This window comes from Agrobacterium sp. 22-214-1 (assembly GCF_053522465.1).
Map to the genome: position 1 here is coordinate 37,630 of NZ_JBNWCK010000002.1, position 26,130 is coordinate 63,759.

General features: G+C 60.6%; 24 protein-coding genes. 18 read left to right on the forward strand and 6 right to left on the reverse strand.

From position 1 onward, the window contains the following. The first annotated feature begins 12 nt into the window (after nucleotides 1-12). The 3 genes from glnT to ACQZ5G_RS09965 all read left to right on the forward strand — a co-directional run bounded on the left by glnT (nucleotide 13) and on the right by ACQZ5G_RS09965 (nucleotide 3,240). The gene (glnT, locus tag ACQZ5G_RS09955; protein WP_149743296.1) at nucleotides 13-1,320 is read left to right on the forward strand and encodes a type III glutamate--ammonia ligase; all 1,308 of its coding nucleotides are present in this window, start codon (nucleotides 13-15) and stop codon (nucleotides 1,318-1,320) included. A 193-nt stretch (nucleotides 1,321-1,513) separates the two neighbouring features. Next, nucleotides 1,514-2,398 carry a formyltetrahydrofolate deformylase gene (purU, locus tag ACQZ5G_RS09960; protein ID WP_448737783.1) on the forward strand — a complete coding sequence of 295 codons (885 nt, stop codon included), beginning with the start codon at nucleotides 1,514-1,516 and terminating at the stop codon, nucleotides 2,396-2,398. Between the two features lie 143 nt (nucleotides 2,399-2,541). Further along, nucleotides 2,542-3,240 carry a GntR family transcriptional regulator gene (locus ACQZ5G_RS09965; RefSeq protein ID WP_448737782.1) on the forward strand — a complete coding sequence of 233 codons (699 nt, stop codon included), beginning with the start codon at nucleotides 2,542-2,544 and terminating at the stop codon, nucleotides 3,238-3,240. Between the two features lie 42 nt (nucleotides 3,241-3,282). Here the strand turns inward: ACQZ5G_RS09965 and ACQZ5G_RS09970 are convergent, their stop codons facing one another. The 5 genes from ACQZ5G_RS09970 to ACQZ5G_RS09990 form a co-directional block, all read right to left on the reverse strand. After that, on the reverse strand, nucleotides 3,283-4,791 hold the full coding sequence (locus ACQZ5G_RS09970; RefSeq protein WP_448737781.1) for an HAL/PAL/TAL family ammonia-lyase: 1,509 nt from the start codon (nucleotides 4,789-4,791) through the stop codon (nucleotides 3,283-3,285). Next, a complete protein-coding gene (locus tag ACQZ5G_RS09975) occupies nucleotides 4,784-5,614 on the reverse strand; it encodes a quaternary amine ABC transporter ATP-binding protein (RefSeq protein ID WP_448737780.1) in 831 nt (276 codons plus the stop codon). The genes ACQZ5G_RS09970 and ACQZ5G_RS09975 overlap by 8 nt, the downstream gene beginning before the upstream one ends. Beyond that, the gene (locus ACQZ5G_RS09980) at nucleotides 5,607-6,464 is read right to left on the reverse strand and encodes an ABC transporter permease (protein WP_448737779.1); all 858 of its coding nucleotides are present in this window, start codon (nucleotides 6,462-6,464) and stop codon (nucleotides 5,607-5,609) included. The genes ACQZ5G_RS09975 and ACQZ5G_RS09980 overlap by 8 nt, the downstream gene beginning before the upstream one ends. Before the next feature lie 95 nt (nucleotides 6,465-6,559). Then, the gene (locus ACQZ5G_RS09985) at nucleotides 6,560-7,597 is read right to left on the reverse strand and encodes an ABC transporter substrate-binding protein (RefSeq protein WP_078052080.1); all 1,038 of its coding nucleotides are present in this window, start codon (nucleotides 7,595-7,597) and stop codon (nucleotides 6,560-6,562) included. Nucleotides 7,598-7,698: 101 nt separating this feature from the next. Further along, nucleotides 7,699-8,040 (reverse strand): hypothetical protein, encoded by a 342-nt coding sequence (locus ACQZ5G_RS09990; protein ID WP_448737778.1) that lies wholly within the window; start codon nucleotides 8,038-8,040, stop codon nucleotides 7,699-7,701. A gap of 130 nt (nucleotides 8,041-8,170) precedes the next feature. Here ACQZ5G_RS09990 and hutC point away from each other — a divergent pair, with 130 nt between their 5' ends. From hutC to ACQZ5G_RS10050, 12 genes are all read left to right on the forward strand, one after another. Then, nucleotides 8,171-8,911 carry a histidine utilization repressor gene (hutC, locus tag ACQZ5G_RS09995; protein WP_003519590.1) on the forward strand — a complete coding sequence of 247 codons (741 nt, stop codon included), beginning with the start codon at nucleotides 8,171-8,173 and terminating at the stop codon, nucleotides 8,909-8,911. Nucleotides 8,912-9,188: 277 nt separating this feature from the next. Continuing rightward, nucleotides 9,189-9,791 carry an amino acid synthesis family protein gene (locus ACQZ5G_RS10000; RefSeq protein ID WP_003519589.1) on the forward strand — a complete coding sequence of 201 codons (603 nt, stop codon included), beginning with the start codon at nucleotides 9,189-9,191 and terminating at the stop codon, nucleotides 9,789-9,791. A gap of 11 nt (nucleotides 9,792-9,802) precedes the next feature. Then, complete coding sequence (locus tag ACQZ5G_RS10005) at nucleotides 9,803-10,648, forward strand: alpha/beta fold hydrolase (protein ID WP_448737777.1); 846 nt, start codon at nucleotides 9,803-9,805, stop codon at nucleotides 10,646-10,648. Beyond that, entirely contained in the window at nucleotides 10,645-11,583 is a 939-nt protein-coding gene (locus ACQZ5G_RS10010) for a flavin reductase (protein ID WP_448737776.1), read from the forward strand. Before ACQZ5G_RS10005 ends, ACQZ5G_RS10010 begins: the two co-directional genes overlap by 4 nt. Next, nucleotides 11,580-12,620, forward strand: a complete 1,041-nt coding sequence (locus ACQZ5G_RS10015) for an LLM class flavin-dependent oxidoreductase (RefSeq protein WP_448737775.1) — start codon at nucleotides 11,580-11,582, stop codon at nucleotides 12,618-12,620. The genes ACQZ5G_RS10010 and ACQZ5G_RS10015 overlap by 4 nt, the downstream gene beginning before the upstream one ends. 4 nt (nucleotides 12,621-12,624) lie before the next feature. Beyond that, entirely contained in the window at nucleotides 12,625-14,091 is a 1,467-nt protein-coding gene (locus ACQZ5G_RS10020; RefSeq protein WP_448737774.1) for an aldehyde dehydrogenase, read from the forward strand. 4 nt (nucleotides 14,092-14,095) lie between these two features. Beyond that, the gene (locus tag ACQZ5G_RS10025) at nucleotides 14,096-14,410 is read left to right on the forward strand and encodes an NIPSNAP family protein (protein ID WP_020813480.1); all 315 of its coding nucleotides are present in this window, start codon (nucleotides 14,096-14,098) and stop codon (nucleotides 14,408-14,410) included. Nucleotides 14,411-14,467: 57 nt separating this feature from the next. Then, a complete protein-coding gene (locus tag ACQZ5G_RS10030; protein ID WP_003519582.1) occupies nucleotides 14,468-15,478 on the forward strand; it encodes an ABC transporter substrate-binding protein in 1,011 nt (336 codons plus the stop codon). A gap of 109 nt (nucleotides 15,479-15,587) precedes the next feature. Then, on the forward strand, nucleotides 15,588-16,415 hold the full coding sequence (locus ACQZ5G_RS10035; RefSeq protein WP_425646577.1) for an ABC transporter permease: 828 nt from the start codon (nucleotides 15,588-15,590) through the stop codon (nucleotides 16,413-16,415). Between the two features lies 1 nt (nucleotide 16,416). Continuing rightward, a complete protein-coding gene (locus ACQZ5G_RS10040; protein ID WP_448737773.1) occupies nucleotides 16,417-17,217 on the forward strand; it encodes an ABC transporter permease in 801 nt (266 codons plus the stop codon). Continuing rightward, nucleotides 17,214-18,296: an ABC transporter ATP-binding protein gene (locus tag ACQZ5G_RS10045; RefSeq protein ID WP_448737772.1), complete on the forward strand. Its 1,083-nt coding sequence runs from the start codon at nucleotides 17,214-17,216 to the stop codon at nucleotides 18,294-18,296. The genes ACQZ5G_RS10040 and ACQZ5G_RS10045 overlap by 4 nt, the downstream gene beginning before the upstream one ends. A 10-nt stretch (nucleotides 18,297-18,306) precedes the next feature. Further along, on the forward strand, nucleotides 18,307-19,761 hold the full coding sequence (locus tag ACQZ5G_RS10050; protein ID WP_448737771.1) for an NAD-dependent succinate-semialdehyde dehydrogenase: 1,455 nt from the start codon (nucleotides 18,307-18,309) through the stop codon (nucleotides 19,759-19,761). 23 nt (nucleotides 19,762-19,784) lie between these two features. Here the strand turns inward: ACQZ5G_RS10050 and ACQZ5G_RS10055 are convergent, their stop codons facing one another. Further along, the gene (locus ACQZ5G_RS10055) at nucleotides 19,785-20,399 is read right to left on the reverse strand and encodes a TetR/AcrR family transcriptional regulator (protein WP_080819556.1); all 615 of its coding nucleotides are present in this window, start codon (nucleotides 20,397-20,399) and stop codon (nucleotides 19,785-19,787) included. Between the two features lie 305 nt (nucleotides 20,400-20,704). Between ACQZ5G_RS10055 and ACQZ5G_RS10060 the strand changes: the two genes are divergently transcribed. Genes ACQZ5G_RS10060 through ACQZ5G_RS10070 form a run of 3 tightly spaced genes read left to right on the forward strand, consistent with a single transcriptional unit; the run spans nucleotide 20,705 to nucleotide 25,934 of the window. Next, nucleotides 20,705-21,781: an efflux RND transporter periplasmic adaptor subunit gene (locus ACQZ5G_RS10060; RefSeq protein WP_448737770.1), complete on the forward strand. Its 1,077-nt coding sequence runs from the start codon at nucleotides 20,705-20,707 to the stop codon at nucleotides 21,779-21,781. Beyond that, nucleotides 21,781-22,866: an efflux RND transporter periplasmic adaptor subunit gene (locus ACQZ5G_RS10065; RefSeq protein WP_448737769.1), complete on the forward strand. Its 1,086-nt coding sequence runs from the start codon at nucleotides 21,781-21,783 to the stop codon at nucleotides 22,864-22,866. The genes ACQZ5G_RS10060 and ACQZ5G_RS10065 overlap by 1 nt, the downstream gene beginning before the upstream one ends. Then, nucleotides 22,863-25,934, forward strand: coding sequence for an efflux RND transporter permease subunit (locus ACQZ5G_RS10070; RefSeq protein WP_448737768.1), 3,072 nt, complete (start codon nucleotides 22,863-22,865; stop codon nucleotides 25,932-25,934). The genes ACQZ5G_RS10065 and ACQZ5G_RS10070 overlap by 4 nt, the downstream gene beginning before the upstream one ends. The last annotated feature ends 196 nt before the right edge of the window (nucleotides 25,935-26,130 follow it).

Here is a 26,130-nt window from a genome sequence, read left to right on the forward strand (position 1 = left end):
AAGGGGAATGACGTGACACTGGACCTCTCCAAATTTGCTGCCGAAAAGGGCATCAAATATTTCATGATCAGTTATACCGATCTCTTCGGCGGCCAGCGTGCCAAGCTGGTTCCCGCAGAAGCGATTGCCGATATGCAGAAGGATGGCGCGGGTTTTGCGGGCTTCGCCACCTGGTTCGATCTGACGCCCGCCCATCCCGATCTATTCGCCGTGCCAGACGCCTCTTCGGTCATCCAGCTTCCATGGAAAAAGGATGTCGCCTGGGTCGCCGCCGATTGCGTGATGGAAGACCAGCCGGTGGAGCAGGCGCCGCGCGTGGTGCTGAAAAAGCTCATCGCTGAAGCGGCTGGCGAAGGGCTCAGGGTCAAGACCGGCGTGGAGCCGGAATTTTTCCTGATTTCGCCGGACGGTGCAAAAATCTCCGACGAATACGACACGGCGGAAAAGCCCTGCTACGACCAGCAGGCGGTGATGCGCCGTTACGATGTGATCGCCGAGATTTGCGATTACATGCTGGAGCTGGGCTGGAAGCCCTATCAGAACGACCATGAGGATGCGAACGGCCAGTTCGAGATGAACTGGGAATATGACGACGCGCTGCAGACCGCGGACAAACATTCCTTCTTCAAATTCATGGTCAAATCCGTCGCCGAAAAACACGGGCTGCGCGCCACCTTCATGCCGAAGCCTTTCAAGGGCCTGACCGGCAATGGCTGCCATGCCCATATTTCGGTCTGGGACCTCGACGGCAAGGTCAACGCCTTTGCCGACAGGGAAATGCCGTTCGGTCTGTCGGCCAAGGGCAAGACGTTTCTCGGCGGCATCATGAAACATGCGTCGGCGCTTGCGGCCGTCACCAATCCGACGGTCAATTCCTACAAGCGTATCAACGCGCCGCGCACCATTTCCGGCGCGACCTGGGCGCCGAATACGGTGACCTGGACCGGCAATAACCGCACCCACATGGTGCGCGTGCCGGGGCCGGGACGGTTCGAACTGCGCCTGCCGGATGGCGCCGTGAACCCCTATCTTCTGCAGGCCATCATCATCGCCGCCGGCCTTTCCGGTGTCCGTTCCAAGGCCGATCCCGGTCCGCACTACGATATCGACATGTACCGCGAGGGCCACAAGGTCACGGATGCACCGAAGCTGCCGCTCAACCTTCTCGATGCGCTACGCGAATATGAGAAGGATGCGGAATTGCAGCAGGCGCTTGGCACGGAATTCTCCAAGGCCTATCTGAAGCTCAAGCAGGGTGAGTGGAACAGCTATTGCTCGCAATTCACCGCATGGGAGCATCAGACCACTCTCGACGTCTGAGCCCGGTTTTCCCCGCCGCCCTTGCGGCTTTTCCCCGCGCTGATCAAGAGCGCGGGGTTTTTCGCTAAAGCGCGTCGCGTCCAATCTGATTCATGCCATGCGCTTTAGATCTTTGTTTTTAAGTATGTCTTGGTCCCAAAACCGCTGCACCCTTTTGGGGGACATGCTTTATCGATGACAGAAAGAGTGCCAGATGACGAACTTCGTCCTGACCGTGACATGCAAATCCACCCGCGGCATCGTCGCCGCCCTTTCAGGCTTTCTCGCTGAGAAGGGGTGCAACATCGTCGATAGTTCGCAATTCGACGATCTCGGCACCGGCCGTTTTTTCATACGCGTGGGTTTCATTTCCGAGGAGGGTGCGACACGCGACGCATTGATGGCCGGGCTGGCGCCCATCTCGGAAAAGTTCGGCATGGAGGTGGCGCTGCACGACCAGGCAGAGCGGATGAAGGTTCTTTTGATGGTGTCGCGCTTCGGCCATTGCCTCAATGACCTGCTCTACCGCTGGCGCATCGGGGCGCTGCCGATCGATATTGTCGGCGTCGTCTCCAACCATTTCGATTATCAGAAGGTCGTGGTCAATCACGACATTCCGTTCCACCACATTCCGGCGACGAAAGAGAACAAACCGCAGGCCGAAGCCCGGATCATGGAGATCGTGGAAAGCTCGGCTACGGAACTCATCGTGCTGGCGCGTTACATGCAGGTGCTTTCCGACAGGATGTGCGAGGCGATGTCAGGCAGGATCATCAATATCCACCACTCCTTCCTGCCTTCCTTCAAGGGGGCCAACCCTTACAAGCAGGCCTATCAGCGCGGTGTGAAGCTGATCGGCGCGACGGCGCATTATGTGACTGCCGATCTGGATGAGGGACCGATCATCGAGCAGGATACCGTGCGCATCACCCATGCCCAGTCGGCCGAGGATTATGTGTCGCTTGGCCGCGACGTGGAGGCGCAGGTGCTGGCGCGTGCCATCCACGCCCATATTCACCGTCGCGTATTCCTGAACGGCAGCCGAACCGTGGTGTTTCCCCCAGGTCCCGGCTCTTACGCTTCGGAAAGAATGGGATGAGCATTCTGCGTGAGCCGTGCTGATGTTGCCATAAAGAGAGCGCGGCGCTAAATAAGTTGGTACGCCATAATACAAAAGCCATTTCTCGCTCTTGTTCGTAACCGCGTTGCGACGAAACGGGAGGTGTCAAACGAGGTGATACCATGACAGATGCTTCGCACGGAACTGCCATTCGCGTTGAGCGCCCGACAAAGACGCTGAGGGAACTCGCTCTCGACAAGGTCCGCGACGCCATCGTGAACGGTTATTTCCGCCCGGGCGACCGTCTGGTGGAGCGCGATCTCTGCGCCCAGCTCGGCGTTTCCCGCACCATCGTTCGTGAGGTCCTGCGGCATCTGGAATCCGAGGGGCTGGTGGCGAATTTGCCGAACAAGGGCCCGATGGTCGCGATGCTGGATCTCGATGAGGCGAAGCAGATTTATGAAATTCGCGGTGCGCTGGAGGGAATGGCGGCGCGCCTTTGTGCGGAGCGCCGCGATCCTGCCATCGTGGAAGCGCTCGAAGCGTCCCTCAGTCATATCCGCGAAAGCTATATCGAAAAGGATATGCCGGGCGTTCTGGCGCATACCTCGTCCTTTTATCAGACGCTGTTCAGCAAGATCGACCGTCATGTCGCCTGGGGCGTCGTCAACCTGCTGACGGTGCGGATCAACCATCTTCGTTCGATGACGATCAAGACGAAAAGCCGCGATACCGAAGGCCCGGCGCAAATGGAAAAGATCGTCGAAGCCATTCGGCAGGGGGATGGAGACGCCGCTTACAAGGCGGCTCTGGATCATGTCGCGAGCGCAAGCGCGATTGCGGAAGCCGTTCTCATCGCCCAGAAGACCGGCAAAGAGTGACCTCTTCCGCATCGTGTGCGGCTAAAATCTCCGGCGCAGTATCTAGCCTGCGTCGGCACCTATTCCCGCAAGCGTGGTTTGCAGCATTTCCCGAACGGCAGCTACCAGATCGTTGAGCGGCTGGTCGTCACGGTAAAACGGCGCCGCCGTCCGGACACGCCGGTAGAGCGTATCGGTGCCGGGCGCACGGCCGGCTTCGTCTGGCTGCATGTCGTAGGCTTGCGCGGCGCTCATGATCTCTATTGCGAGAATGGTTTCCAGATTGCCGATAATCGAAAGCGTCTTGTCGGCGGCGGCGGTGGCGTGAGTCAATATATCCTCCTGCAAGGCGGAGGTGATGCCGCCATCGAGGCTGGCGGGGGCGGCGAGGCGGCGGTTTTCTGCGGCAAGCGCTGCGGCCGTGTACTGGATGATCATAAAACCGGAACAGACACCATCGCTTTCCGCCAGAAAGGCGGGCAGCCCGCTGACAAGCGGGTTGACGAGGCGGTCGATACGCCGCTCGGAAATCGCCGCAAGTTCGGCTGCGGCCGTCGCCAGCCCATCCATGGCAAGCCCGAGCGCCGCACCGACGGCATGGGCCTGGGAATGGACCTCGGGCGCCTGCGGCGTGCCGCCGACGACCGGGTTGTCCGTGACGCTTGCGAGTTCGCGGTCTACGACGTCGGCGATCTGCGCGACGCTGTCGCGAACGGCGCCATGCACCTGTGGCACGGCGCGCAGGCTGAGCGGATCCTGCGTGCGGGATCCGGCCGACCGGGCAAGAAGCGGGCTTGCCGCCAGAAGCTGGCGCAGGTTTGCGCCGACGGTCTGGATGCCTGGCGAGCTGCGCAGTGCCAGCGGCCCTGCGGCGAAGGGATCGGCCTGCGCACCAAGGTTTTCATAGCTCATTGCCGCTGCCGCATCGGCCCAGTCAAGGAGCGAAGTCGTGCGGGCGAGCGCGAGGCTGGCGAGGCCGGTGGCGCAGGGTGTGCCGTTGACGAGGCTGAGCCCTTCCTTCGCCTGCAGAACCATGGGTTCGAGGCCGAGCTTTTCGAGCCCCTGCCTGCCGCTGATGAGTTCGCCGCCGTGGCGGGCCCGGCCTTCGCCGATCAGCACCAGCCCTATGGCCGCGGCATGGGTGAGGTAACCCACCGAGCCCTTTGACGGAATGAGGGGAAGAATATCGCCATTCAGCAGGGCGAGCAGCGCTTCGACCGTTTTGACCTGCACGCCGGAATAACCATGCGCGAAGTTGTTGATCTGGGCGGCCATAATGGCGCGCGTTTCTTCGCGTCCGAGCGGTTCTCCGACGCCGCAGGAGTGGCTGAGTAGAATATTGCGGGAGAGAGCCTGCTGCTGCGGGATGTTGACGATCACATCGCAGAGTGCGCCGACACCCGTATTGATGCCGTAACCGCGCACCCGTTTTTCGACGAGCGCATCGACGATGGCGCGGGCTTCGGCAATGCGCCGCCACGCTTTATCCGACAGTGAAAGCGTGGCGCCCTTTGCAACAGCGGCGATCTCTTGCCAGGTGAGGGGACGATCGATGGTGATCGTATCAGACATGCTGGCCTTCTCCCGCACCCGTGCGGCGCTCCACGAAACGGGCGACATAGTCGTTTGCGGGGCTGTTGAGGATCTGGTCCGGCGTTCCCACCTGCACCAGTTTGCCATCCTTCAGGATCGCGATCTGCGCGCCGATGCGGAGCGCCTCGTCGAGATCGTGGGTGATGAAAACGATGGTCTTGTGCAGGTTCTTTTCGAGCTGCAGCAACTGATCCTGCATGTCGGCGCGGATCAACGGGTCGAGCGCCGAAAAGGCCTCGTCCATCAGGATGACGTCGGTATCGGCGGCCAGCGCGCGGGCCAGACCGACGCGCTGCTTCATGCCGCCGGAAAGCTGGTGCGGAAACTTATCCTCATAGCCAGAAAGGCCGACGGTCTCGATCCACTTCATGCCGATGGGCCGCGCATCGGCCTTGGTCAACCCGCGCACGCGCTGGCCATAAACGACGTTCTGCAACACGGTGCGGTGCGGCATCAGGCCGAAATTCTGGAACACCATGCTGACGCGCCGGTTGCGGAAGTCGCGCAGGTCCTTCGGTTTCAGCGCGAGAACATTGTCGTCGCCGACGAGAATCTCGCCGGTTGTCGGTTCGATAAGGCGGTTGATGTGGCGCACGAGGGTCGATTTGCCGGAGCCGGAGAGGCCCATGATCACGAAAATGCGGCCGCCCGCTATATCGAGGCTGACATTGTCGAGGCCGACGCTGCATCCCGTCTTTGCCAGGATGTCGCTCTTTTCCGCGCCCTGCTGCGCCATGGCGAGCGCAGCCTTCCAGTTGCCGCCGAAGATCTTGGACACGTTGCGGATATGGATATCAGTCATTGCCCATTTCCTTCCGGCTGGATCGGCCAAAACCCTGGGTGATACGATCGAGCACGATTGCGAGAATAACGATGCCGAGACCCGCTTCGAGGCCCTTGCCGACATCGAGCGTCTGGATGCCGTTCAGCACCTGCTCACCGAGGCCGCGCGCGCCGATCATCGAGGCGACGACGACCATGGAGAGCGCCATCATGATCGTCTGGTTGAGGCCGGCCATGATCGTGGGCGTGGCGAGCGGCAATTCGACGCCGAAGAGGATTTGTCGCGGGCTGCCGCCAAAGGCGGTCGCCGCCTCCACCACTTCACGGTCCACCTGCCGGATGCCGAGATCGGTCAGGCGGATCAGCGGCGGGACGGCATAAACGATGGTCGCCAGCACGGCCGGAACCTTGCCGAGGCCGAAAAGCATGATGGCGGGAATGAGATAGACGAAGCTCGGCATGGTCTGCATGACGTCGAGCACCGGCAGGGTGATGCGCCTTGCCCACTCGCTTTTGGCAAGCAGGATGCCCATGGGCACGCCGATGACGATGGAGATGAGGCTGGCAATCAGCATCAGCGCCAGCGTCTGCATCGTCAGGTCCCAGAGACCGAGCGCGCCGACGATGAAAAGCATCACCGCCACCATGATGACGAGCGAAATCTTCTTCGCCGCGAACCAGGCGAGCACCAGGAAGACCAGAAAAATGACCCACCACGGCAGACCGCGCAGCACCCATTCCACGAAGAGGATCGCCTGCAGGATCGTCTGCGAGATCGCCTTGAAAACGGAGCCGTAATTCACCACCAGCGAACGCACGATATCATTGATCGGGCCTCGGATGGAAATATGGAAAACTTCAGGAAACATTGGTGTCGTCCTCGCGCCTGCCGACCCCATGTCCGGGAGCCGGCCCCTGTCCTGACGGGAAAATGCGCGCCGGAAGCCCGGCGCGCCTGCGATGTTTACTTGACGGCGGCTTCGATACGCGCCTTGGCCTCCGCAGAAACCCAGCTGCCCCAGATATCGGCCTTGGTCTGAAGGAAGGTCTTGGCGGCGGCTGTCGCATCGACCTGCTTGTCGGTCATATAGGCGAGGCTGGAGTTGATCTCGGTCAGCGGGAATGTCGCCTTTTCAAGGATCGCGATGATGTCCGGCGCTTCCTTCGCAAAGGTGCTGTTCACGCCATAGGCCACCTCGACGGAGGGGAAGGCGCAACCGGCGTCGCGCTTTCCATCGGCGCTCGTCAGTTCCTTCCAGCAGGCGTCGCTATAGGCCGGCTCCTGCAACTGGATGAGCTTGTATTTGCCCATGATTGCCGTCGGGCTCCAGTAATAGAACAGCATCGGCTCGCCCTGGAGGTAGGCAGCGGCAATTGCGGCATCGAGAGCGGTGCCGGTGCCGGGGCGGAAGTTCACATAGTTTGCTTCCAGCTTGTAGGCTTGCAGCTTGGCGGTGTTGACGCCTTCGCAGGTCCAGCCCGATGGGCAATTGAGGAAGCGGCCCTTGGTGGGCTCTTCCGGATCTTTGAACAGTTCGACGATCTTCGGGTCGGAAAGCTGGTCGACGCTCTTCAGGTCCGGAGCCTTGGCTTCGATGCCTTTTGCCGGGTCGCCCTTGACCAGATATTCCGGTACGAACCAGCCTTCGGCGGCGCCAACGAAGGTCTTGCCGACCGATGTTACCTGACCGGCTTCCGCAGCCTTGTTCCAGACGTCGGAGCGGCCGATCCATTCTTCAGCGAAGATCTGCACGTCGTTATTGGCGGTCGCCTGTTCCAGCGTCACGGAGTTGCCGGGAATGGAATCGACCTTGCAATCATAGCCCTTGGAGAGGATTTCCTTCATGACTTCGGTGATGAAAGCACCGCTTTCCCAGTCGATGCCGGCGAAGGTGATGGTCTTTCCAGCGGCGCAATAGCCTTCCGCTCTCGCGGACCCGGCATAGGCTCCCATGATGAGCGCGGTGGTGGCCAGCGCGATTTTCAGCTTTGAATTCAGCATTGCATTCCCCTTTTGGTTTGATGATTGGCAAGTTGCTGGCATGCGTTTTGTGGTTTCGGCCGTGCGTGCCCTGGGTAGATGTCTATCCCTGAGCCCGGCGGTCATTGGTGCATTTCATGTCCCGTCGAAATCGGCGGCCGGGCACTCGTCGAATCAATATGGAATTCGATGTTCACCCTGGAGCGGTGTGTCAGAAGTTCACTATACAACTTTGAGAAATTCATATGCTTCACGCGCATTGGCCATGTCGGGTCGAAGGCGTATGCGGTTGGCGGCGTCTGGCAAGGGGGGGCTTTCAGCGCATATTGCCCGGCCGAGCCGTCAAACATGGCTTCGGCATCGGTATGGCAGCTCCTGCCGTTGCGCTGGGCGGGCATTCGAATATCGCCCCGACCATCGGCGGGAGACTTGCGGCCGCTGGAGATCGAGTCTTCGCTTGCCATTATTTTCCCCTCAAGTTGTATATGTAACTTCACACATTTGCGAAAGACAAGCAAGATAGGATGTGATAATTTTGTGCTTGCGCGGATTCTGGCTGCGTTTTGTGCAGTCGCCCGATTTTTAGGAGTTTCAATGCTGCCCGTCACCGAAAACGAGTTTCCTGTCTCGGGCGATCGCTCCTCCCTGCCGCTGTATGAGCGGGTGAAAGAACAGATCAAGGAAAAGATCGCCAGCGGCGAGTGGTTGACCAACCACAGGATACCCTCCGAAAACGAGATCGTCGACATGCTGGGTGTCAGTCGCATGACGGCAAACCGCGCCCTGCGGGAGCTGGCAACCGAGGGGGTGATCGTTCGCGTGCAGGGGCGCGGGTCTTTTGTCGCCCCGAAGAAGCGAAGCGCCGGCATGATGGGCGTGCGCAACATCGCCGACGAGATCAAGGAGCGCGGTTCGACGCATCGACCGAGCCTGATCCTCGCCCAGACGGAAGTTTGCGGTCCCGATCTCGCAACGGCACTGGAGATCGCCGTGGGAGCGAAGGTTTTTCACTCCATCATCGTGCACCACGAAGACGATGTGCCGATCCAGCTCGAAGATCGCTTCGTTAATGCGGAGATCGCTCCGGATTATCTGATGCAGGATTTCAATACGCTCACCCCGAATGCCTATCTAACGGCGGCAGCACCAATTTCGCGGACCGAGCAATTCATCGAGGCGGCATCGCCCCAGCCCTGGGAATGCAAATTGATGGCCATCAGCCGAAACGAGCCCTGCCTTCTCGTGCGCCGCAGAACCTGGTCGTCGAGCCGTGCCGTCACGTCCGTACGGCTGCTTTATCCCGGTTCCCGATATCGGCTTGAAAGTCAGGAATAGAGGCCGCCGGCCTCGGTTGCCCCGATCTTCCGGGACATTATCGCCATATCGGGCGGCCACTTGCGCATCCAGCCCGGCTGATGACGCCCCGGTCAAATCTGCCCCATTTTCCCGCCTCCAATCGTTGCTTGCCAAGTGCAATCGGTTGCCCATAGCGCTCGACTTATCGGCGACGACAATCCTCAAAATTCAACTGCTCGCCCTTGCGGGATTACGGTACTTGACAGTCATATATTATGGCATACCATAAGCCATCATATTTACGGAGAGAGCGCTGATGTCCATCCAGATCCGCAAGACCCTGCTGCAGGTCGAAACGACGTTGATTGAGGGGGGCAAGGCTGCCGCAGCGCCGTTGAAGCTGTTCGCCGCCATTGCGGTCGTTAAAAATCCGTGGGCGGGCAAAGGTTTCGTGGCCGATCTGAAGCCGGAAATTCACGCAGGCGCGCCGGTGCTTGGCGAGTTGCTGACGAAGATGATCCTTGACGCCGTCGGTTCCGGCGAGGCGGTGGAGGCCTATGGCAAGGCGGCCGTCGTGGGGCTGGATGGTGAGATCGAACATGCCTCCGCGCTCATCCATACGCTGCGTTTCGGCAATCACTATCGTCAGGCGGTCGGCGCCAAATCCTATCTCGCCTTCTGCAACACGCGCGGCCCCGGCAATGCGCCGATCATGATCCCGCTGATGGACAAGAATGATGAAGGCCGCCGTTCGCATTATCTGACGATCCAGACGGCCATTCCCGATGCTCCGGCTGCGGACGAGATTGTGGTCGCGCTCGGTGCTTCCGTTGGCGGCCGGCCGCATCACCGCATCGGCGACCGTTATCAGGATCTGAAGGATCTCGGCCAGGATGTCGCCAATCCGGCCGGCGTTTGAGGCGAACGCCAATGCAAAGGGTCGCCGACACGTCACGGGTCAATGGTGCAAAGGCAGGCGCCGCCACGCTCCCCCGGAAAACGACCGGAGGCGGGGCCGCCTATTTCGAAGCCGGCGCGGGCGAGAATCTGATCCTCATCCACGGTGTTGGAATGCGGCTCGAAGCCTGGACGCCGCAGATCGAGGTGTTTTCGAGGACGCACCGCGTCATCGCGGTCGATATGCCCGGCCACGGCGGCAGCGAACGTCTTGCGGCCGGCAGCACTCTTGAGGATTTCGTCGGCTGGTTCGGCCGGTTTCTCGACGACATGCGGATAGAGCGCGCCAATGTCGCCGGGCATTCCATGGGGGCGCTGATTTCCGGCGGGGCAGCCGCGACCCTTGGAGATCGCATAGCGCGTGTCGGATATCTGAACGGTGTTTATCGCCGCGACCCCGTTGCGAAGGCGGCGGTGCTTGCGCGTGCGGCGGCGATCCGCACCACGGGCGTGGACAAGGAAGGCCCATTGCTGCGCTGGTTCGGCGATGATCTGAAAAGCCGGCACGCCCGGGAATTGACGAGAGGCTGGCTGGAAATGGTCGATCCGGAAGGTTACGCGGTCGCCTATACCGCTTTTGCGGGCGGGGACGAGACCTATGCCGACCGCTGGCCTTCTGTCACCTGCCCGGCGCTTTTTCTGACCGGTTCGGACGATCCGAACTCCACGCCCCTGATGGCGGAGCAGATGGCGGCGATCACGCCGCGCGGTTATGCCCGTATCGTTGAGGCGCACCGGCATATGGTCAATCTGACCGCACCCGAAACCGTCAATGCACTGATGGCCGAATGGCTGGCTTTAGAGGAGGAGCCGCAATGACCGTTGCAACCCTTGACCCGCGCGCCCTGCGCGACGCATTCGGCGCCTTCGTGACGGGGGTGACGATCGTTACCACCCGCGACGAAGCCGGAAAGCCGGTGGGTTTCACCGCAAATTCCTTCACCTCGGTCTCGCTCGATCCGCCGCTGCTGCTGATCTGCCTTGCCCGCACCTCGCGCAATTTCGCGACGATGACGGGTGCGAAAAATTTCGCCGTCAATATTCTGTCGGAAGGCCAGAAGGATCTGTCCAATACGTTCGCCCGGCCGGTGGAAGATCGTTTTGCCGCCGCCATCTGGTCGGATGCGCCGGCAGGCTCACCGGTCTTTGCCGATGTTGCAGCCTGGTTCGAATGTTCGATGCAGGAGGTTATCGAGGCCGGAGACCACGTCATTCTGCTCGGTCGCATCGACGCTTTCGAGAATAGCGGTCTGAACGGCCTCGGTTATGCGCGCGGCGGTTACTTCACGCCGATGCTGGCCGCAAAGGCGCTTTCGGCTGCGGCAGAGGGTGAAATCGCTGTCGGCGCGGTTCTTGAGCGGCGCGGCGAGATTTACCTCGTCGGGGAGGATGTGCTGTCGCTGCCCGGCTGCGTCGTGGCGGGCGGCGATCCGGTCGCGGCGCTGACGGCGCGGCTGGAAGAGCTCACCGGACTGACGGTCAGGACGGGTTTTCTTTACTCGGTTTATGAAAACAAGGCGGATGGGCGTCAGCACATCGTCTACCACGCGCTTGCAGATGGGGACGATGCGCCGCGCCAGGGCCGTTTTCTGTTGCCCGGCGCGCTGGCTTCGGCAAAGTTCGACTCCGGCGCGACGGCGGACATTGTCAACCGGTTCGCGCTGGAAAGTTCAATCGGCAACTTCGGTGTCTATGTCGGTAACGAGACTGCCGGCAGGGTCCATCCCATCTCGATGAAGGCGGCAAACCCATGAAATTCTCCCTCTTTGTCCATATGGAACGGCTGGACGCCTCGCAGGATCACAAGACGCTCTACGAGGAGTTCGTGACGCTTTGCGAAATCGCCGATCGCGGCGGGATGCATGCCATCTGGACCGGTGAACATCACGGCATGGATTTCACCATTGCCCCGAACCCCTTCGTGACGATCGCCGATCTGGCCCGGCGCACCAGGACGGCGCGTCTCGGTACGGGAACGGTGATCGCGCCCTTCTGGCATCCGATCAAGCTTGCCGGCGAAGCCGCGATGACCGACCTCATCTGCGACGGCCGTCTCGATATCGGCATCGCCCGCGGTGCTTACTCGTTTGAATATGAGCGGCTGCTTCCGGGCCTCGATGCCTGGGGCGCCGGCCAGCGCATGCGCGAGCTGATCCCGGCCGTCAGAGGTGTGTGGGCGGGCGACTATGCCCATGACGGCGAGTTCTACAAATTTCCGGCCACCACCTCTGCTCCCAAGCCTTTGCAGCAGCCCTTCCCGCCGATCTGGGTGGCGGCGCGCGATCCGAATTCGCATGAATTCGCCGTCGCCAATGATTGCAACGTGCAGGTGACGCCACTCTGGCAGGGCGATGACGAGGTGGAAACCCTGATGGGCCGCTTCAACGATGCCTGCGCCAAGAACCCGGAAAAACAGCGCCCGAAAATCATGTTGCTTCGCCACACCTATGTCGGTTCCGATGAAGCCGATATCGCCCAGGCGGCGCATGAGATGAGCGTCTATTACAATTACTTCTTCGCCTGGTTCAAAAACGAAAAACCGATCCATCAGGGGCTGATCGAGCGTATTGCGCCCGAAGACATCGCCGCCAACGCGATGCTTTCCACCGATGTCATGCGAAAGAACAATGTCGTCGGCAATGCCGATGATGTGATTACCCGGCTTAAAGCTTACGAGGCCATGGGCTATGACGAATATTCCTTCTGGATCGATACGGGCATGAGCTTCGAGCGCAAGAAGGCCTCGCTGGAGCGCTTCCTTTCCGATGTCATGCCGGCTTTCGGGGAGTAACGCGATGCGCAGTTTCCAGTGCTATATCGACGGACGTTTCGAAGATGGCGAGGCGCGTTTCGCAAGTCTCGATCCCGCAAGCGGCACGGCATGGGCCGAAATGCCGGAAAGCCGCGAGGCGGATGTCAGCCGTGCGGTCGAAGCCGCGCATCGGGCGCTTTACGAAGATGCAGGCTGGTCGAAACTGACGGCGACACAGCGTGGCAAGCTGCTCTACCGGCTCGCCGATCTGGTCAGTGAGAATGCGAAGACGCTCGCCGAACTCGAAACCCGCGATACCGGCAAGATCATCCGGGAAACCTCCGCGCAGATTGCCTATGTCGCGGATTATTATCGTTATTATGCGGGTCTGGCCGACAAGATCGAGGGCGCCTATCTGCCGATCGACAAGCCGGATATGGATGTCTGGCTGCGGCGTGAACCCGTGGGCGTCGTGGCGGCCATCGTGCCGTGGAACAGCCAGCTGTTTCTCGCCGCCGTCAAGATCGGCCCGGCACTCGCGGCCGGCTGCACCATTGTCGTCAAGGCCTCGGAAGATGGGCCGGCACCCCTTCTGGAATTTGCCCGGCTGGTGCATGAGGCGGGTTTTCCCGCCGGCGTCGTCAATATCGTCTCCGGCTTCGGCGCATCCTGCGGCACGGCGCTCACCGCCCATCCGAAAGTGGCCCATATCGCCTTTACCGGCGGTCCGGAAACGGCGCGTCATATCGTGCGTAATTCGGCTGAAAACCTCGCTTCCACCTCGCTGGAACTCGGCGGCAAATCGCCGATCCTTGTTTTTGCCGATGCCGATCTCGAGAGCGCCGCCAATGCGCAGGTTGCTGGCATTTTCGCCGCGACCGGCCAGAGCTGCGTCGCCGGCTCGCGGCTGATCATCGAAAGAGGCGTCAAGGATCGGTTCCTCCATATTCTGAAGGCGAAAGCTGAGGCGATCCGCATCGGCTCGCCGCTGGATATGGCGACGGAAGTAGGCCCGCTGGCGACGGAGCGTCAAAGGAAGCATATCGTTTCTCTGGTTTCCGCCTCCGTGGACGCGGGCGCCAAGGTTCTCACAGGCGGTGCGCCGGTAGACGGCGACGGTTATTTCTATCGGCCAACCATTCTCGATTGCGACGGCATTCGTTCCCCATCGATGGAGAAAGAGTTCTTCGGCCCCGTCCTCTCGGTCGTTTCCTTTGAAACCGAAGCGGAAGCCATCGCGCTGGCCAATGACACGGTCTATGGCCTCGCCTCCGGTGTCTTCACGCAGAATCTGACCCGCGCCCACCGTCTGATGAAGGTGATCCGTGCCGGCATCGTCTGGGTGAATACCTATCGTGCGGTCTCGCCGATTGCGCCTTTCGGCGGATTCGGCCTGTCGGGCGACGGACGCGAGGGCGGGCTTGCGGCGGCGCTCGATTACACGCGCACCAAGACCATATGGTTGCGCACCTCCGATGATCCTATCCCCGATCCCTTCGTGATGCGGTGAGCCCATGTTTTACGAAATCCGCACCTACCGGCTGAAGAACGGCGCCATTCCCGCCTACCTCAAGGTGGTCGAGGAGGAGGGTATCGAAATCCAGAAAAGCCATCTCGGCGAGCTGGTGGGTTACTTCTTTTCCGAGATCGGCCCGATCAATGAGATCGTCCATATCTGGGCCTTTTCGAGCCTGGATGACCGCGAGGAACGGCGCGCACGGCTGATGGCCGATCCCCGCTGGTTGTCCTTCCTTCCGAAAATCCGCGACCTCATCGAAGTAGCCGAAAACAAGATCATGAAACCGGCGCGGTTTTCACCGCTTGGGTGAAATGCGCCGTTCGCGACGTGCATACCAACAAGAAGCTCTAATACGGAGTAAGGGAACATGAAATTGAAACTGGTATTGACGACATGCGCCGCTCTTTTTGCCCTTGGTGCATCCGCCGAGGCGAATGATCTGGTTTTCTCCAGCTGGGGAGGAACCACGCAGGACGCCCAGAAGGCGGCCTGGGCTGAAAAATTCATGGTGTCGACCGGCATTAACGTGGTGCAGGACGGCCCGACGGACTACGGCAAATTGAAAGCCATGGTCGAGGCGAACGGCGTGACCTGGGATGTGGTCGATGTCGAGGGCGATTATGCCGCGCAGGCTGGCCCGAAGGGCCTGTTAGAGAAGCTCGATTTTGCCGTCATCGACAAGACCAAGCTCGATCCGCGTTTCGTGACGGACTACTCCGTCGGCAGTTTTTATTATTCCTTCGTCATCGGCTGCAATGTCGATGCCGTGGCCGCTTGCCCGAAGAGCTGGGCGGATCTGTTCGACACCGCGAAATTTCCGGGAAAACGCACCTTCTATAAATGGTCTGCTCCGGGCGTGATCGAAGCCGCCCTTCTGGCCGATGGCGTGGCCGCCGACAAGCTTTACCCGCTTGATCTCGACCGCGCTTTCAAGAAGCTCGATACGATCAAATCCGATATCATCTGGTGGTCCGGCGGCGCTCAGTCGCAGCAGTTGATTGCATCTGCCGAAGCGCCTTTCGGCAGCGTCTGGAACGGCCGCATGACGGCGCTTGAAAAAAGCGGCGTGAAGGTGGAGACCTCCTGGCAGCAGAACATCACCGCGGCGGATTCCCTCGTCGTTCCGAAGGGAACGAAGAACAGGGATGCGGCGATGAAGTTCATCGCGCTCGCCACCTCTGCGCAGGCGCAGGCGGATATGGCGACCGCGACGGGTTATGCGCCGGTCAATATCGAATCCGCCAAGCTGATGGATCCGGAAACCGCCAAGACCCTGCCGGACCAGCAGACGGCAAGTCAGGTCAATGCCGATATGAACTACTGGGCGCAGCATCGCGACGAGATCGGCGAGCGCTGGTACGCCTGGCAGGCGAAGTAAGATAACGGCGCGGGCCGCGACAGGCGCCCGCGCGATTTTTCCACGTCCGGGAGGTTTGGGCATGGTCTCGCTTACCGATGAAACAGTCAGCCAGAAAGCAAAGGTGCGGATGCCTTTCCGGCCCGGCAACTTTACGGCTACCCTGCCGGCGCTTGTCCTGCTTGTCCTGTTTTTCGTCGTTCCGGTTCTGATCCTGCTGTCGCGCAGCGTCACCGAACCCGTTTTCGGATTGGGCAACTATGCCGCCCTGCTGGGAAGTTCCACCTATCTGAAGATTTTCTTCAATACCTTCGCGGTGTCGGCGCTGGTAACGGTCGTGTCGCTGGCAATCGGCTTTCCCGTCGCCTGGGCGCTCGCCATCATGCCGGCACGGCTCGCTTCCATCGTCTTTGCCATATTGCTCCTGTCGATGTGGACCAATCTTCTGGCGCGCACCTATGCGTGGATGGTGCTGTTGCAGCGCACGGGCGTGGTGAACAAGACGCTGATGGGGCTCGGCATCATCGATCAGCCTCTGGCGCTAGTCAACAACCTCACCGGGGTTACGATAGGCATGACCTATATCATGCTGCCCTTCATCATCATTCCGCTCTATGGCGTTATCCGCAAGATCGATCCGGCCATTCTTCAGGCGGCGGCCTTGTGTGGGGCGACACGCTTTCAGGCGCTGACCCGCATCCTCATTCCGCTGGCAGCGCCCGGCATGATTTCCGGCGCGCTGATGGTCTTCGTCATGTCGCTCGGGTATTTCGTCACCCCGGCGCTGCTCGGCGGCACGGCGAACATGATGCTGGCCGAACTCATAGCGCAATTCGTCCAGTCGCTCGTCAACTGGGGCATGGGCGGGGCGGCCGCACTGGTGCTGTTGGTGGTGACGCTGACGCTTTACGCCATCCAGCTCAAATTTTTCGGCGCGGCCGGGGCAGGGGGGCGCTGACATGCTTTTGAACTATAACAGCCTCGGCCTCTGGAAATGGCTGCTCCTTCTGATCACGGTGCTGACGACGGCGTTTCTCATCCTGCCCATCGTTTTCATCGCAGCGCTGTCCTTCGGCTCGTCGCAATGGCTGATCTTTCCGCCGCCCGGCTGGACATTGAAATGGTATGCGGATTTCTTCGCCGATCCGCGATGGCTGGAGGCCGCCTGGACCAGCCTGCGCATCGCCCTCATGGTCACGGTGCTGTCCGTGCTGATCGGTCTTGTCGCCTCCTTCGGGCTGGTGCGCGGCCGTTTCATTGGGCGTAACACGCTTCGCGCGCTGTTCATGACGCCGATGATCCTGCCTGTCGTGGTGCTGGCGGTGGCGCTTTACGCCTTTTTTCTGAAACTGGGCCTTGCCGGCACGACTGCCGGCTTCGTCATTGCCCATCTCGTCGTGGCGCTGCCTTTTTCCATTCTGGCGTTGACCGGCGCGCTCGAGGGTTTCGACAAATCGATTGAGGATGCGGCGGTGCTGTGCGGCGCAAGCCCGTTGCAGGCGAAAATCCGCATCACGCTTCCTGGGATCAGCCACGGCCTGTTTTCGGCGGCGATCTTTTCCTTCCTAACCTCCTGGGATGAGGTGGTGCTGGCGATCTTCATGGCAAGCCCGACATTGCAGACGCTGCCGGTGAAGATCTGGGCAACCCTGCGTCAGGATTTGACGCCGGTGATTGCGGCCGCCTCCACGCTTCTCATCGCGGTGACCATCATTCTGATGCTGCTTGTCGCGGCTGTGCGAAAAGGACTGAAAACATGACCAAACCGCTCCTGCAGATTCGCGGCATCCGCAAGCAATACGGACCGGTCGTCGCCGTTCAGGACGTCAATCTCGACGTGCAGCCGGGCGAGTTCATGACATTTCTCGGGCCGTCCGGTTCGGGCAAGAGCACGACGCTTTATATCCTTGCCGGTTTCGAGCAGCCGACATCGGGCGATATTCTGCTGAACGGCGAAAGCCTGCTGTCGACACCGTCGCACAAGCGCAATATCGGCATGGTCTTCCAGCGCTACACCCTGTTTCCGCATCTGTCGGTCGGCGAGAACATCGCCTTTCCGCTGAAGGTCCGCCGCAAGAGCAAGGCGGAAATCGATGCGAAGGTGAAGGAAATGTTGCGGCTTGTCCGTCTCGAAGGTTTCGAGGACAGAAAGCCGGCGCAGATGTCGGGCGGCCAGCAGCAACGCGTGGCGCTGGCGAGGGCGCTTGCCTACGACCCGCCGGTGCTATTGATGGATGAGCCGCTGTCGGCGCTCGACAAGAAGCTGCGCGAAGAAATCCAGTTCGAAATCCGCCGTATTCACCAGCAGACGGAAGTGACGATCCTCTATGTCACCCACGATCAGGAAGAAGCCTTGCGTCTTTCCGACCGGATCGCCGTGTTTTCCAAGGGGGTTATCGACCAGATCGGCACGGGACCGGAGCTTTACGCCCACCCGGCTACCCGTTTCGTGGCTGAATTCATCGGGGACAGCGACTTCATCGCCTGCGATCTCCTCGCCGCCTCGGGCGGCAGGGCGACGGTGTCGCTCGGTCGGGATATCGTTTTCGATCATATTCCGATGCATGGCGAAGCCACGCCGGGAAAGAAGGCGGCGCTGATGCTGCGCCCGGAGCGGCTGCAGCTGAGCCGCAACCGGCCGGTCGCCGCCGCCGGTTTCCAGGCGACGGTCAGCGACATCACATTCCTCGGCAACAATGTCCATGTGGTGGCCAATACAGGCTCGGGTGAGCCGCTTGCGGTGCGCCTGCCTTTCGGCCATGAGGCGATTTCCGGCCTCAGCCGTGGCGACCTCGTGCATCTCGCCTTCGATCCGGCCTCGGCGCAGGTCTTCTGTTGAGGGATGGGCCATGCATCTGAATGATCCCACACTCTTCGGCGAGAAAGTGCCGGTGGCCGGTCGCTGGATCGGTTGCGATGGCCGTGAAACGGCGGCGATCCGCAATCCCGCGACCGGTGAGATCGTCGGGCGGGTTCCAGAACTCGGTGCGAAGGAAACGAGAGAAGCAATCGCTGCCGCCGTGATCGCCCAGAAGGAATGGGCCCGCCGCACAGCCGGCGAGCGTGCGAATATCCTGAAGGAATGGTTCCGGCTCGTCATGGAAAACCGTGACGATCTCGGCATGATACTGACGTTGGAACAGGGCAAGCCGCTCGCGGAAGCCAAAGGTGAGATCGCCTATGGCGCAAGCTTCATCGAATGGTTTGCCGAGGAGGCGCGGCGAATCCATGGCGAGACAGTTCCCGGCCACCAGCCGGACAAACGCATTCTGGTTCTTCGCCAGCCCGTGGGCGTGGTTGCGGCCATCACGCCATGGAATTTCCCCAATGCCATGATCACTCGCAAAGCCGGCCCGGCCCTGGCCGCCGGCTGTGCGGTGGTGTTGAAACCGGCGCCGCAAACGCCGTTTTCTGCCATCGCCCTTGCCATCCTTGCCGAGCGCGCCGGCCTGCCGCTTGCGCTTTTCAGCATTTTGACGGGGCCAGCCGCAGAGATAGGCGGGGAGATGACGGCAAGCCCGGATATCCGACTTCTGACCTTTACCGGCTCGACGCGTACGGGCGAACATCTTTACCGGCAATGTGCGCCGACGATCAAGAAACTGGGACTGGAACTCGGCGGCAATGCGCCCTTCATCGTCTTCGATGACGCCGATCTCGATGCCGCTGTCGAGGGCGCGATCCTCGCCAAATTCCGCAACAATGGTCAGACCTGCGTTTGCGCCAACCGTCTTTATGTGCAGAGCGGCGTCTATGACGCTTTCGCTGAAAAATTCGCAGGGGCCGTCGCGCAATTGAAGGTCGGTAACGGGTTGGAGGCGGCAAGCATTCTCGGGCCTCTCATCGACGCAAACGCCGTTGCTAAAGTGGAGGCGCATATTGCTGATGCGCTTTCGAAAGGCGCCGAGATCGCCACCGGCGGCAAGAGGCATGTACTGGGCGGCAATTTCTTCGAGCCGACGATCCTGCGCAATGTCGATGCCGGCATGCAGGTGGCGCGTGAGGAAACCTTCGGACCGCTTGCGCCGCTCTTCCGCTTCGAGGATGAGGCGGATGTGATCGTGCAGGCGAACAATACCGATTTTGGCCTCGCCTCCTATTTTTATGCGCGCGATCTCTCACGGGTCTTCCGGGTTGCCGAGGCGCTCGAATATGGCATGGTCGGAGTCAATACAGGGGCTATTTCCACCGCCGAGGCGCCTTTTGGTGGTGTCAAGATGTCGGGTCTCGGCCGGGAAGGCTCGCGCCACGGCATCGAGGAATATACCGAGCTCAAATATGTCTGCATCGGCGGCGTCGGCTAAGGCCGGGCCGCGAAGAATGATGCCTATGCCAGCAGCCCACGCATGATCAGCTCGAGGTGTATTTTCAGGACGGCCTGTCTGTCCAGAATGCGTCGGTCGTTGAAAATCAGCCGAAACACCAATGTTCCGACCATGGGTGACATCACCACTTTGGCGAGTTCGGGAGGGTTGGCCCTGAACCTTTTTTTCGCGACGCCTTCCTCGAGGACCGTATCGATGCGCGCAAAGACCGGTGCCATCAACGTGTCGTGATGCTGGTCGATGAGATCGGGAAATTTTGCGCCTTCCGCAAGGATCAAGCGGAACAGTTCCCGCATCTTCTTGTTGTCGACGAGTGCATCGAACAGGAATTCCAGCAGCAGGCGAAGCTCCTCGACGGGGTCGTCGGATGTATGCGTATAGGCCTTGAACGCCTCCTGGAATGGCAGGGAGGCGTGCTTGACCATCGCTTCGAAGAGCGCTTCCTTGGTTTCGAAATAGACGTAGACCGTTCCTTTCGTCACCCCCACCCTTTCCGCGATGTCTTCCACCCGCGTCGCGGTAAATCCCCTTTTGGTGAATTCCTCGAATGCGGCATCGAGAATTTGCAACGGACGTTGTATCTTCTGTTCAGCACGTGTCAGTTTTGCTTTCGCCATGGCCCCGGATCCTTCTTTATTTTCGACGCGTGCCCTTCTGTCCGTCGCGATTGGCGGAAATGAGAGATGGGTTTGCCTATAGCACCGGCGCAAAAACCGGAATGATTTTTGTGAAGGCGCGCGCATGCTTCACTATGCCGGAACATTGCCAATGCGCCCGCAGGTATGTGCCGGACTACGAGGGAATGATCATTCGGGAACCCGTGCCGATACTCCGGACAGCTCCCCGTTCAGCGGCATAAGAATTTCATTGACTATTCAGTCAGTCAAATATTATAGGATGAGGCGAAGATCAAGAGGTCACCATGAGAACCATTCTTATCGCGGCGGCGCTTGGCGGTATTTTCGCCCTGTCGTCCTGCAGCAATGAAGAGCCGCCCGCCGAAAAGCCGCTCCGCACCGTCGATGTGGTCGCGGCTGAGAAAAAGCCCGTTGATCGCGGCAGCGTCATCACGGGCGAAGTAAAGGCGCGGGTCCAGACGGACCTGTCCTTCCGGGTCAGCGGCAAAATCACCGAGCGGCTGGTGGATGTGGGCGCACGGGTGAAGACCGGGCAATTGCTTGCCCGCATGGATCCCGAAGAACAAAAGGCCGATCTAGATGTCGCCCTGGCCAACCTGCAATCAGCGGAAGCGCAGCAGACGCAGGCGCAATTGACGTTCGACCGTCAGCAAAGTCTGTTCAGGACGCAGGTGACCTCGCGTTCGGCGGTCGACAAGGCCCAGGAAACCCTTCTCACGACGCAAGGAGCGGTGAGATCGGCGCAGGCGCAGCTCGATACGGCGCGGGATGCCCTGTCCTATACGGAACTCAGGGCGGATGCGGATGGCGTTATCACGGCGCGCAATGTCGAAGTCGGCCAGGTGGCGCAGGCCGCCCAGCTCGTCTTCACGCTGGCGCATGACGGGCCGCGCGATGCGGTTTTTGATGTTTATGAATCCCTCTTCCTCGAGCGTGATATCGACAATCTTGTCAATGTCAGCCTCCTGTCGGACCCCGCCCGCAGCGTTGCGGCGCCGGTGCGGGAGATTTCTCCGACGATCGACCCGGACAATGGAACGATCAGGGTCAAGGTCGGCCTGAACGGCGATATGACCATGCCGCTCGGCGCGCCCGTATCTGGCCATTTCCGCTTCAAACAGGTCGATGCGATTGAGCTTCCGTGGTCGGCGATGACGTCGCAGGACGGCTTCCCCGCCGTCTGGGTGGTCGATCCGCAATCTTCGGAAATCGCCATGCGGCGCATCGAGGTCGCCGATTACGAGACGGGTCAATTCGTCATCACGCAGGGGCTTAATCCCGGCGATCTCGTCGTCACCGTCGGCACCAAATTTCTCCGCGCCGGTGAAAAGGTCGCCTATGAAAAGGGGCAGGCACAATAATGTCCAGTATATACAAAAGCTTGTTTTTGGTGGCTGTGGCGATTGCGGTTTCCTCCTGCGAGGACAAGCAGGAAGCCGCCGCCGAGGCGCCGCGCCCGGTGCTTTCCGTTGTCGTGGAAGAGAAGCCGGCCGACGCCTTGCGTCTGACCGGCACGGTGGAATCGCGCATTCAGACCGATCTCGGCTTTCGCGTGCTCGGGCGCATTATCGCCCGCAATGTCGATGTGGCTGATCTGGTGAAGAAGGGCGACGTGGTTGCGTCAATCGATCCGCTCGCGCTCGAGCTTGCGGTGAAGAGCGCGCAATCCGACCTCTCCAATGCGGAAGCGCAGCTGGCCAATGCAGTGACGACCGAGCAGCGCCAGCGTGTGCTGGCGGAAGCCCGCAGCGGCACGGAAGCGGCGCTGGAAGAGGCCGAGCAGGCCACCCGCACAGCCAATGCTTCCGTCGCCAAGGCCCGCGCCAATCTGGACAAGGCCGAGGAGCAGCTGGGTTATGCGCAGCTGCATGCGGAATTTGACGGTGTGGTGACGGCAACTTCAGGCGAAATCGGTCAGGTCGTCTCGGCCGGGCAAACGGTCGTTACGATTGCCCGTCCGGAAGTGCGCGACGTGGTGGTCGACGTTCCGCAATTTGCGGCGCAACGGCTGGAGATCGGCTCCGCCTTCGAGATCGCCCTGCAGCTCGATCCGAAAATTCGCACCACCGGCGTGGTGCGCGAGATTGCTCCGGAAGCCGAAACGGCGACGCGCACGCGCCGCACGAAGATCAGCCTGCAGGATGCGCCGCCCGCATTCCGGCTGGGGTCCGTCGTCACGGCCTCGGTGCTTGCCGCCTCCGAACCGCAGATCATGCTTCCGTCATCGGCCTTGCTGAAGACCGACAATGGATGGGGCGTCTGGATCGTCAATGCCGATACGGCAACGGTAACGCTCCGCCCCGTTACGATAGAGGGTGAGCCTGCCGAAGGCGGCAGCGTGCGCGTCACCGGCGGCGTCAAGCCCGGCGAGCGCGTTGCCAGCGCCGGCGTTCACAAGCTCAAGGATGGACAGGCCATCAGGATCGATCAGGAGGTCCGTCAGTGAAGAAATTCAATCTCTCCGACTGGGCGCTCGAACACCGTTCGCTCGTCTGGTACTTCATGCTGGTTTTCGTTCTTGCCGGCGTTTTCTCCTATCTCAACCTCGGTCGTGAGGAAGATCCGAACTTCACCATCAAGACCATGGTGATCAGCGCGCAATGGCCCGGCGCTTCCGCCGAAGAAGTGGCGCGGCAGGTGACCGACAGGATCGAGAAGAAACTCGAGGAACTCGACAATCTCGATCATCTGCGCAGCCAGACTGTCGCCGGTCGCACGACGATCTTCGTGGAGCTGGTGCCGGAAACCAAGGCGCGCAACGTCGAGCCGACCTGGGTGCGGGTGCGCAACATGATCGGCGACATCAAGGGCGATTTCCCCTCGGGCGTCGTCGGTCCCTTCTTCAACGACCGCTTCGGCGATGTCTATGGCAATATCTACGCCTTCACCAGCGACGGTCTCAGCCAGCGGCAATTGCGCGATCTGGTGGAGGATGCCCGTGCAAAGGTGCTGACCGTCGACAATATCGGCAAGGTCGATGTCATCGGCGCGCAGGACGAGACGATCTATCTGGAGTTCTCCACGCGGCAGATCGCGGCGCTCGGCATCGACCAGCAGTCGATCATCAAGACGCTGCAAGCCCAGAACGCCGTTACGCAATCCGGCTTCGTCAATGCCGGGCCTGAGCGCGTGGCGCTGCGCGTCAGCGGCCAGTTCACCTCGGAAGACAGCCTGCGGTCCATCAATCTGCGGGTCAACAACCGGTTCTTCCCTCTGACGGAAGTGGCGACGATCCGGCGCGGTTATGTCGATCCGCCATCCTCGCTTTTCCGCTTTAACGGCCAACCGGCCATCGGCCTTGCTATCGGCATGAAAACCGGCGCGAACCTGCTGCACTTCGGCGAGGCGCTGGATGCGCAGATGAAGCGGGTGGTTGCGGATTTGCCTGTTGGCGTCGATGTGCATCGCGTGTCCGATCAGCCGGCCGTGGTCGATGAGGCGGTCTCGGGCTTCACCTCGGCGCTGTTCGAGGCCATCGCCATCGTTCTCGTCATCAGTTTCATCAGCCTTGGCCTCAGGGCTGGCATGGTGGTTGCGGTTTCCATTCCGCTCGTGCTGGCGATCACCTTCGTCTACATGGAATATACCGGCATCTCACTGCAACGCATTTCCCTGGGCGCCCTCATCATCGCGCTCGGGCTTCTCGTCGACGATGCGATGATTGCCGTCGAGATGATGGTCGCGCGGCTTGAAGTGGGAGACGATCTCAGGAAAGCGGCGACCTATGTCTACACCTCGACCGCTTTCCCGATGCTGACCGGTACGCTGGTCACGGTTGCCGGCTTCATTCCGGTCGGTCTCAACAACAGCGCGGCGGGTGAATTCACCTTCACGCTTTTTGTGGTGATCGCCGTTTCGCTGATCGTGTCATGGATCGTCGCGGTCCTGTTCACGCCGCTGCTCGGCGTGACGATCCTGCCGAAGACGATGAAATCGCACCATGAGAAAAAGGGCCGCTTTGCCTCTGCCTTTTCCTGGCTTCTCGGCCGGGCGCTGCGCTGGCGCTGGGTGACGATTATCCTCACCATTGCGCTGTTCGGCCTTTCCGTCGGCGGCATGGGTCTTGTGCAGCAGCAGTTCTTCCCGTCATCCGACCGCGTGGAACTGATCGTTGACTGGAACCTGCCGCAGAACAGTTCGATTGCCGAGACCAACCGGCAGATGGCGCAGTTCGAGCAGGACATGCTGGCCAAGAATCCGGATATCGACCATTGGACAACCTATGTCGGTGAAGGCGCGCCGCGTTTCATCCTGTCCTTCGACGTGCAGACGCCTGACGTCACCTTCGGCCAGACGGTCATCGTCACCAAGGGGCTGGATGTCCGTGACAAGGTCCGTGCTGAACTGCAGGACTATCTGAACAAGACTTTTATCGGCACCGACGCCTTTGTGAAACTGCTCGATATCGGTCCGCCGGTCGGAAAGCCGGTACAATATCGCCTCAGCGGTCCTGACATCCAGAAGGTGCGTGAACTCGGGCAGCAATTGTCGGGCATCGTCGGCGAACACCGGCTCTTGTCCAACATGGTCATGGACTGGAACGAGCCGACGCGCGTGGTAAAAGTGGATGTTCTGCAGGACAAGGCCCGCCAGCTCGGCGTCTCCTCGGAAGATATCGCCAATGCCATGAACAGCATTGTCGAAGGGTCCACCGTCACGCAGGTGAGGGACGATATCTACCTCGTCAACGTGGTGGCGCGGGCGCAGCTTTCGGAGCGCGGCTCCATCGAGACGCTGCAGAACCTGCAATTGCCGGCAACCAACGGCAAGGCCGTTCCGCTCTCGGCAATCGCCAATTTCCGCTATGAGCTGGAGCAACCGACCATCTGGCGTCGTGACAGGATCCCGACGGTCACCGTCAAGGCGGCCATTATCGGTCCAACGCAGCCGGCGACGATTGTGGAACAGCTGAAGCCGAAGATCGAGGCGTTCCAGAAAACGCTTCCCGTCGGCTATACGTTGGAGACGGGCGGCTCGGTGGAATCCAGTGCGGATTCGCAAGCGCCGATTGTCGCTGTCGTGCCCATGATGCTGTTTGCGATGGCGACGATCCTGATGATCCAGTTGCAGAGCTTCAGCCGGCTGTTCCTGGTCTTTGCCGTGGCGCCGACTGCCCTGATCGGCGTCGTGGTGGCGCTGCTCTTCTCCAATGCACCGATGGGCTTCGTCGCCATTCTCGGCGTGCTGGCGCTGATCGGCATCCTGATCCGCAATTCGGTCATCCTCGTCGTGCAGATCGAGCATCTGAGAAGCGAAGGGGTCTCGGCTTGGCGCGCCGTCATCGAGGCGACCGAGCACCGCATGCGGCCGATCATGCTGACGGCGGCGGCGGCCACGCTTGCCCTCATCCCCATATCGCGGGAAATCTTCTGGGGGCCGATGGCCTATGCGATGATGGGCGGCATTGTGGTTGGCACGGCGCTTACCCTGCTCTTCCTGCCGGCGCTCTATGTCGCGTGGTTCCGCATCCCGCGTGAGGATGACAAGCCGGAGGCAGGGGAAATCAAGGCGTAATATCGGACGCGGAGTGAGGGTGCGGCGATGCTGCATCCTCTCTCCAACAAAAATATTCGCCGTCGTTGTTCCGGCGGGCAGGATAATGTTAGGAAGGTCGGCTTGGCCGCGAGAGCGGCGGCCGTCCTTTGCGTTTGGGCGGTTGTCTGGTTTTGCGTTGATATTGCGAACATATAGAGAGTGCGGAGGGTTTGAA

Bases quoted from the DNA above. Each gene is read 5' to 3' on its own strand.
- ACQZ5G_RS10015 (WP_448737775.1), top strand. From the start codon at position 11,580: ATGAAATTCTCCCTCTTTGTCCATATGGAACGGCTGGACGCCTCGCAG.
- ACQZ5G_RS10010 (WP_448737776.1), top strand. From the start codon at position 10,645: ATGACCGTTGCAACCCTTGACCCGCGCGCCCTGCGCGACGCATTCGGC.
- ACQZ5G_RS10060 (WP_448737770.1), top strand. From the start codon at position 20,705: ATGAGAACCATTCTTATCGCGGCGGCGCTTGGCGGTATTTTCGCCCTG.
- ACQZ5G_RS10055 (WP_080819556.1), bottom strand. From the start codon at position 20,399: ATGGCGAAAGCAAAACTGACACGTGCTGAACAGAAGATACAACGTCCG.
- ACQZ5G_RS10065 (WP_448737769.1), top strand. From the start codon at position 21,781: ATGTCCAGTATATACAAAAGCTTGTTTTTGGTGGCTGTGGCGATTGCG.
- ACQZ5G_RS10020 (WP_448737774.1), top strand. From the start codon at position 12,625: ATGCGCAGTTTCCAGTGCTATATCGACGGACGTTTCGAAGATGGCGAG.
- ACQZ5G_RS09990 (WP_448737778.1), bottom strand. From the start codon at position 8,040: ATGGCAAGCGAAGACTCGATCTCCAGCGGCCGCAAGTCTCCCGCCGAT.
- ACQZ5G_RS10035 (WP_425646577.1), top strand. From the start codon at position 15,588: ATGCCTTTCCGGCCCGGCAACTTTACGGCTACCCTGCCGGCGCTTGTC.
- ACQZ5G_RS10045 (WP_448737772.1), top strand. From the start codon at position 17,214: ATGACCAAACCGCTCCTGCAGATTCGCGGCATCCGCAAGCAATACGGA.
- hutC (WP_003519590.1), top strand. From the start codon at position 8,171: ATGCTGCCCGTCACCGAAAACGAGTTTCCTGTCTCGGGCGATCGCTCC.
- ACQZ5G_RS10030 (WP_003519582.1), top strand. From the start codon at position 14,468: ATGAAATTGAAACTGGTATTGACGACATGCGCCGCTCTTTTTGCCCTT.
- ACQZ5G_RS10000 (WP_003519589.1), top strand. From the start codon at position 9,189: ATGTCCATCCAGATCCGCAAGACCCTGCTGCAGGTCGAAACGACGTTG.
- purU (WP_448737783.1), top strand. From the start codon at position 1,514: ATGACGAACTTCGTCCTGACCGTGACATGCAAATCCACCCGCGGCATC.
- ACQZ5G_RS09965 (WP_448737782.1), top strand. From the start codon at position 2,542: ATGACAGATGCTTCGCACGGAACTGCCATTCGCGTTGAGCGCCCGACA.
- ACQZ5G_RS10005 (WP_448737777.1), top strand. From the start codon at position 9,803: ATGCAAAGGGTCGCCGACACGTCACGGGTCAATGGTGCAAAGGCAGGC.
- ACQZ5G_RS09985 (WP_078052080.1), bottom strand. From the start codon at position 7,597: ATGCTGAATTCAAAGCTGAAAATCGCGCTGGCCACCACCGCGCTCATC.
- ACQZ5G_RS09975 (WP_448737780.1), bottom strand. From the start codon at position 5,614: ATGACTGATATCCATATCCGCAACGTGTCCAAGATCTTCGGCGGCAAC.
- ACQZ5G_RS10025 (WP_020813480.1), top strand. From the start codon at position 14,096: ATGTTTTACGAAATCCGCACCTACCGGCTGAAGAACGGCGCCATTCCC.
- ACQZ5G_RS09980 (WP_448737779.1), bottom strand. From the start codon at position 6,464: ATGTTTCCTGAAGTTTTCCATATTTCCATCCGAGGCCCGATCAATGAT.
- ACQZ5G_RS10050 (WP_448737771.1), top strand. From the start codon at position 18,307: ATGCATCTGAATGATCCCACACTCTTCGGCGAGAAAGTGCCGGTGGCC.
- ACQZ5G_RS09970 (WP_448737781.1), bottom strand. From the start codon at position 4,791: ATGTCTGATACGATCACCATCGATCGTCCCCTCACCTGGCAAGAGATC.
- ACQZ5G_RS10040 (WP_448737773.1), top strand. From the start codon at position 16,417: ATGCTTTTGAACTATAACAGCCTCGGCCTCTGGAAATGGCTGCTCCTT.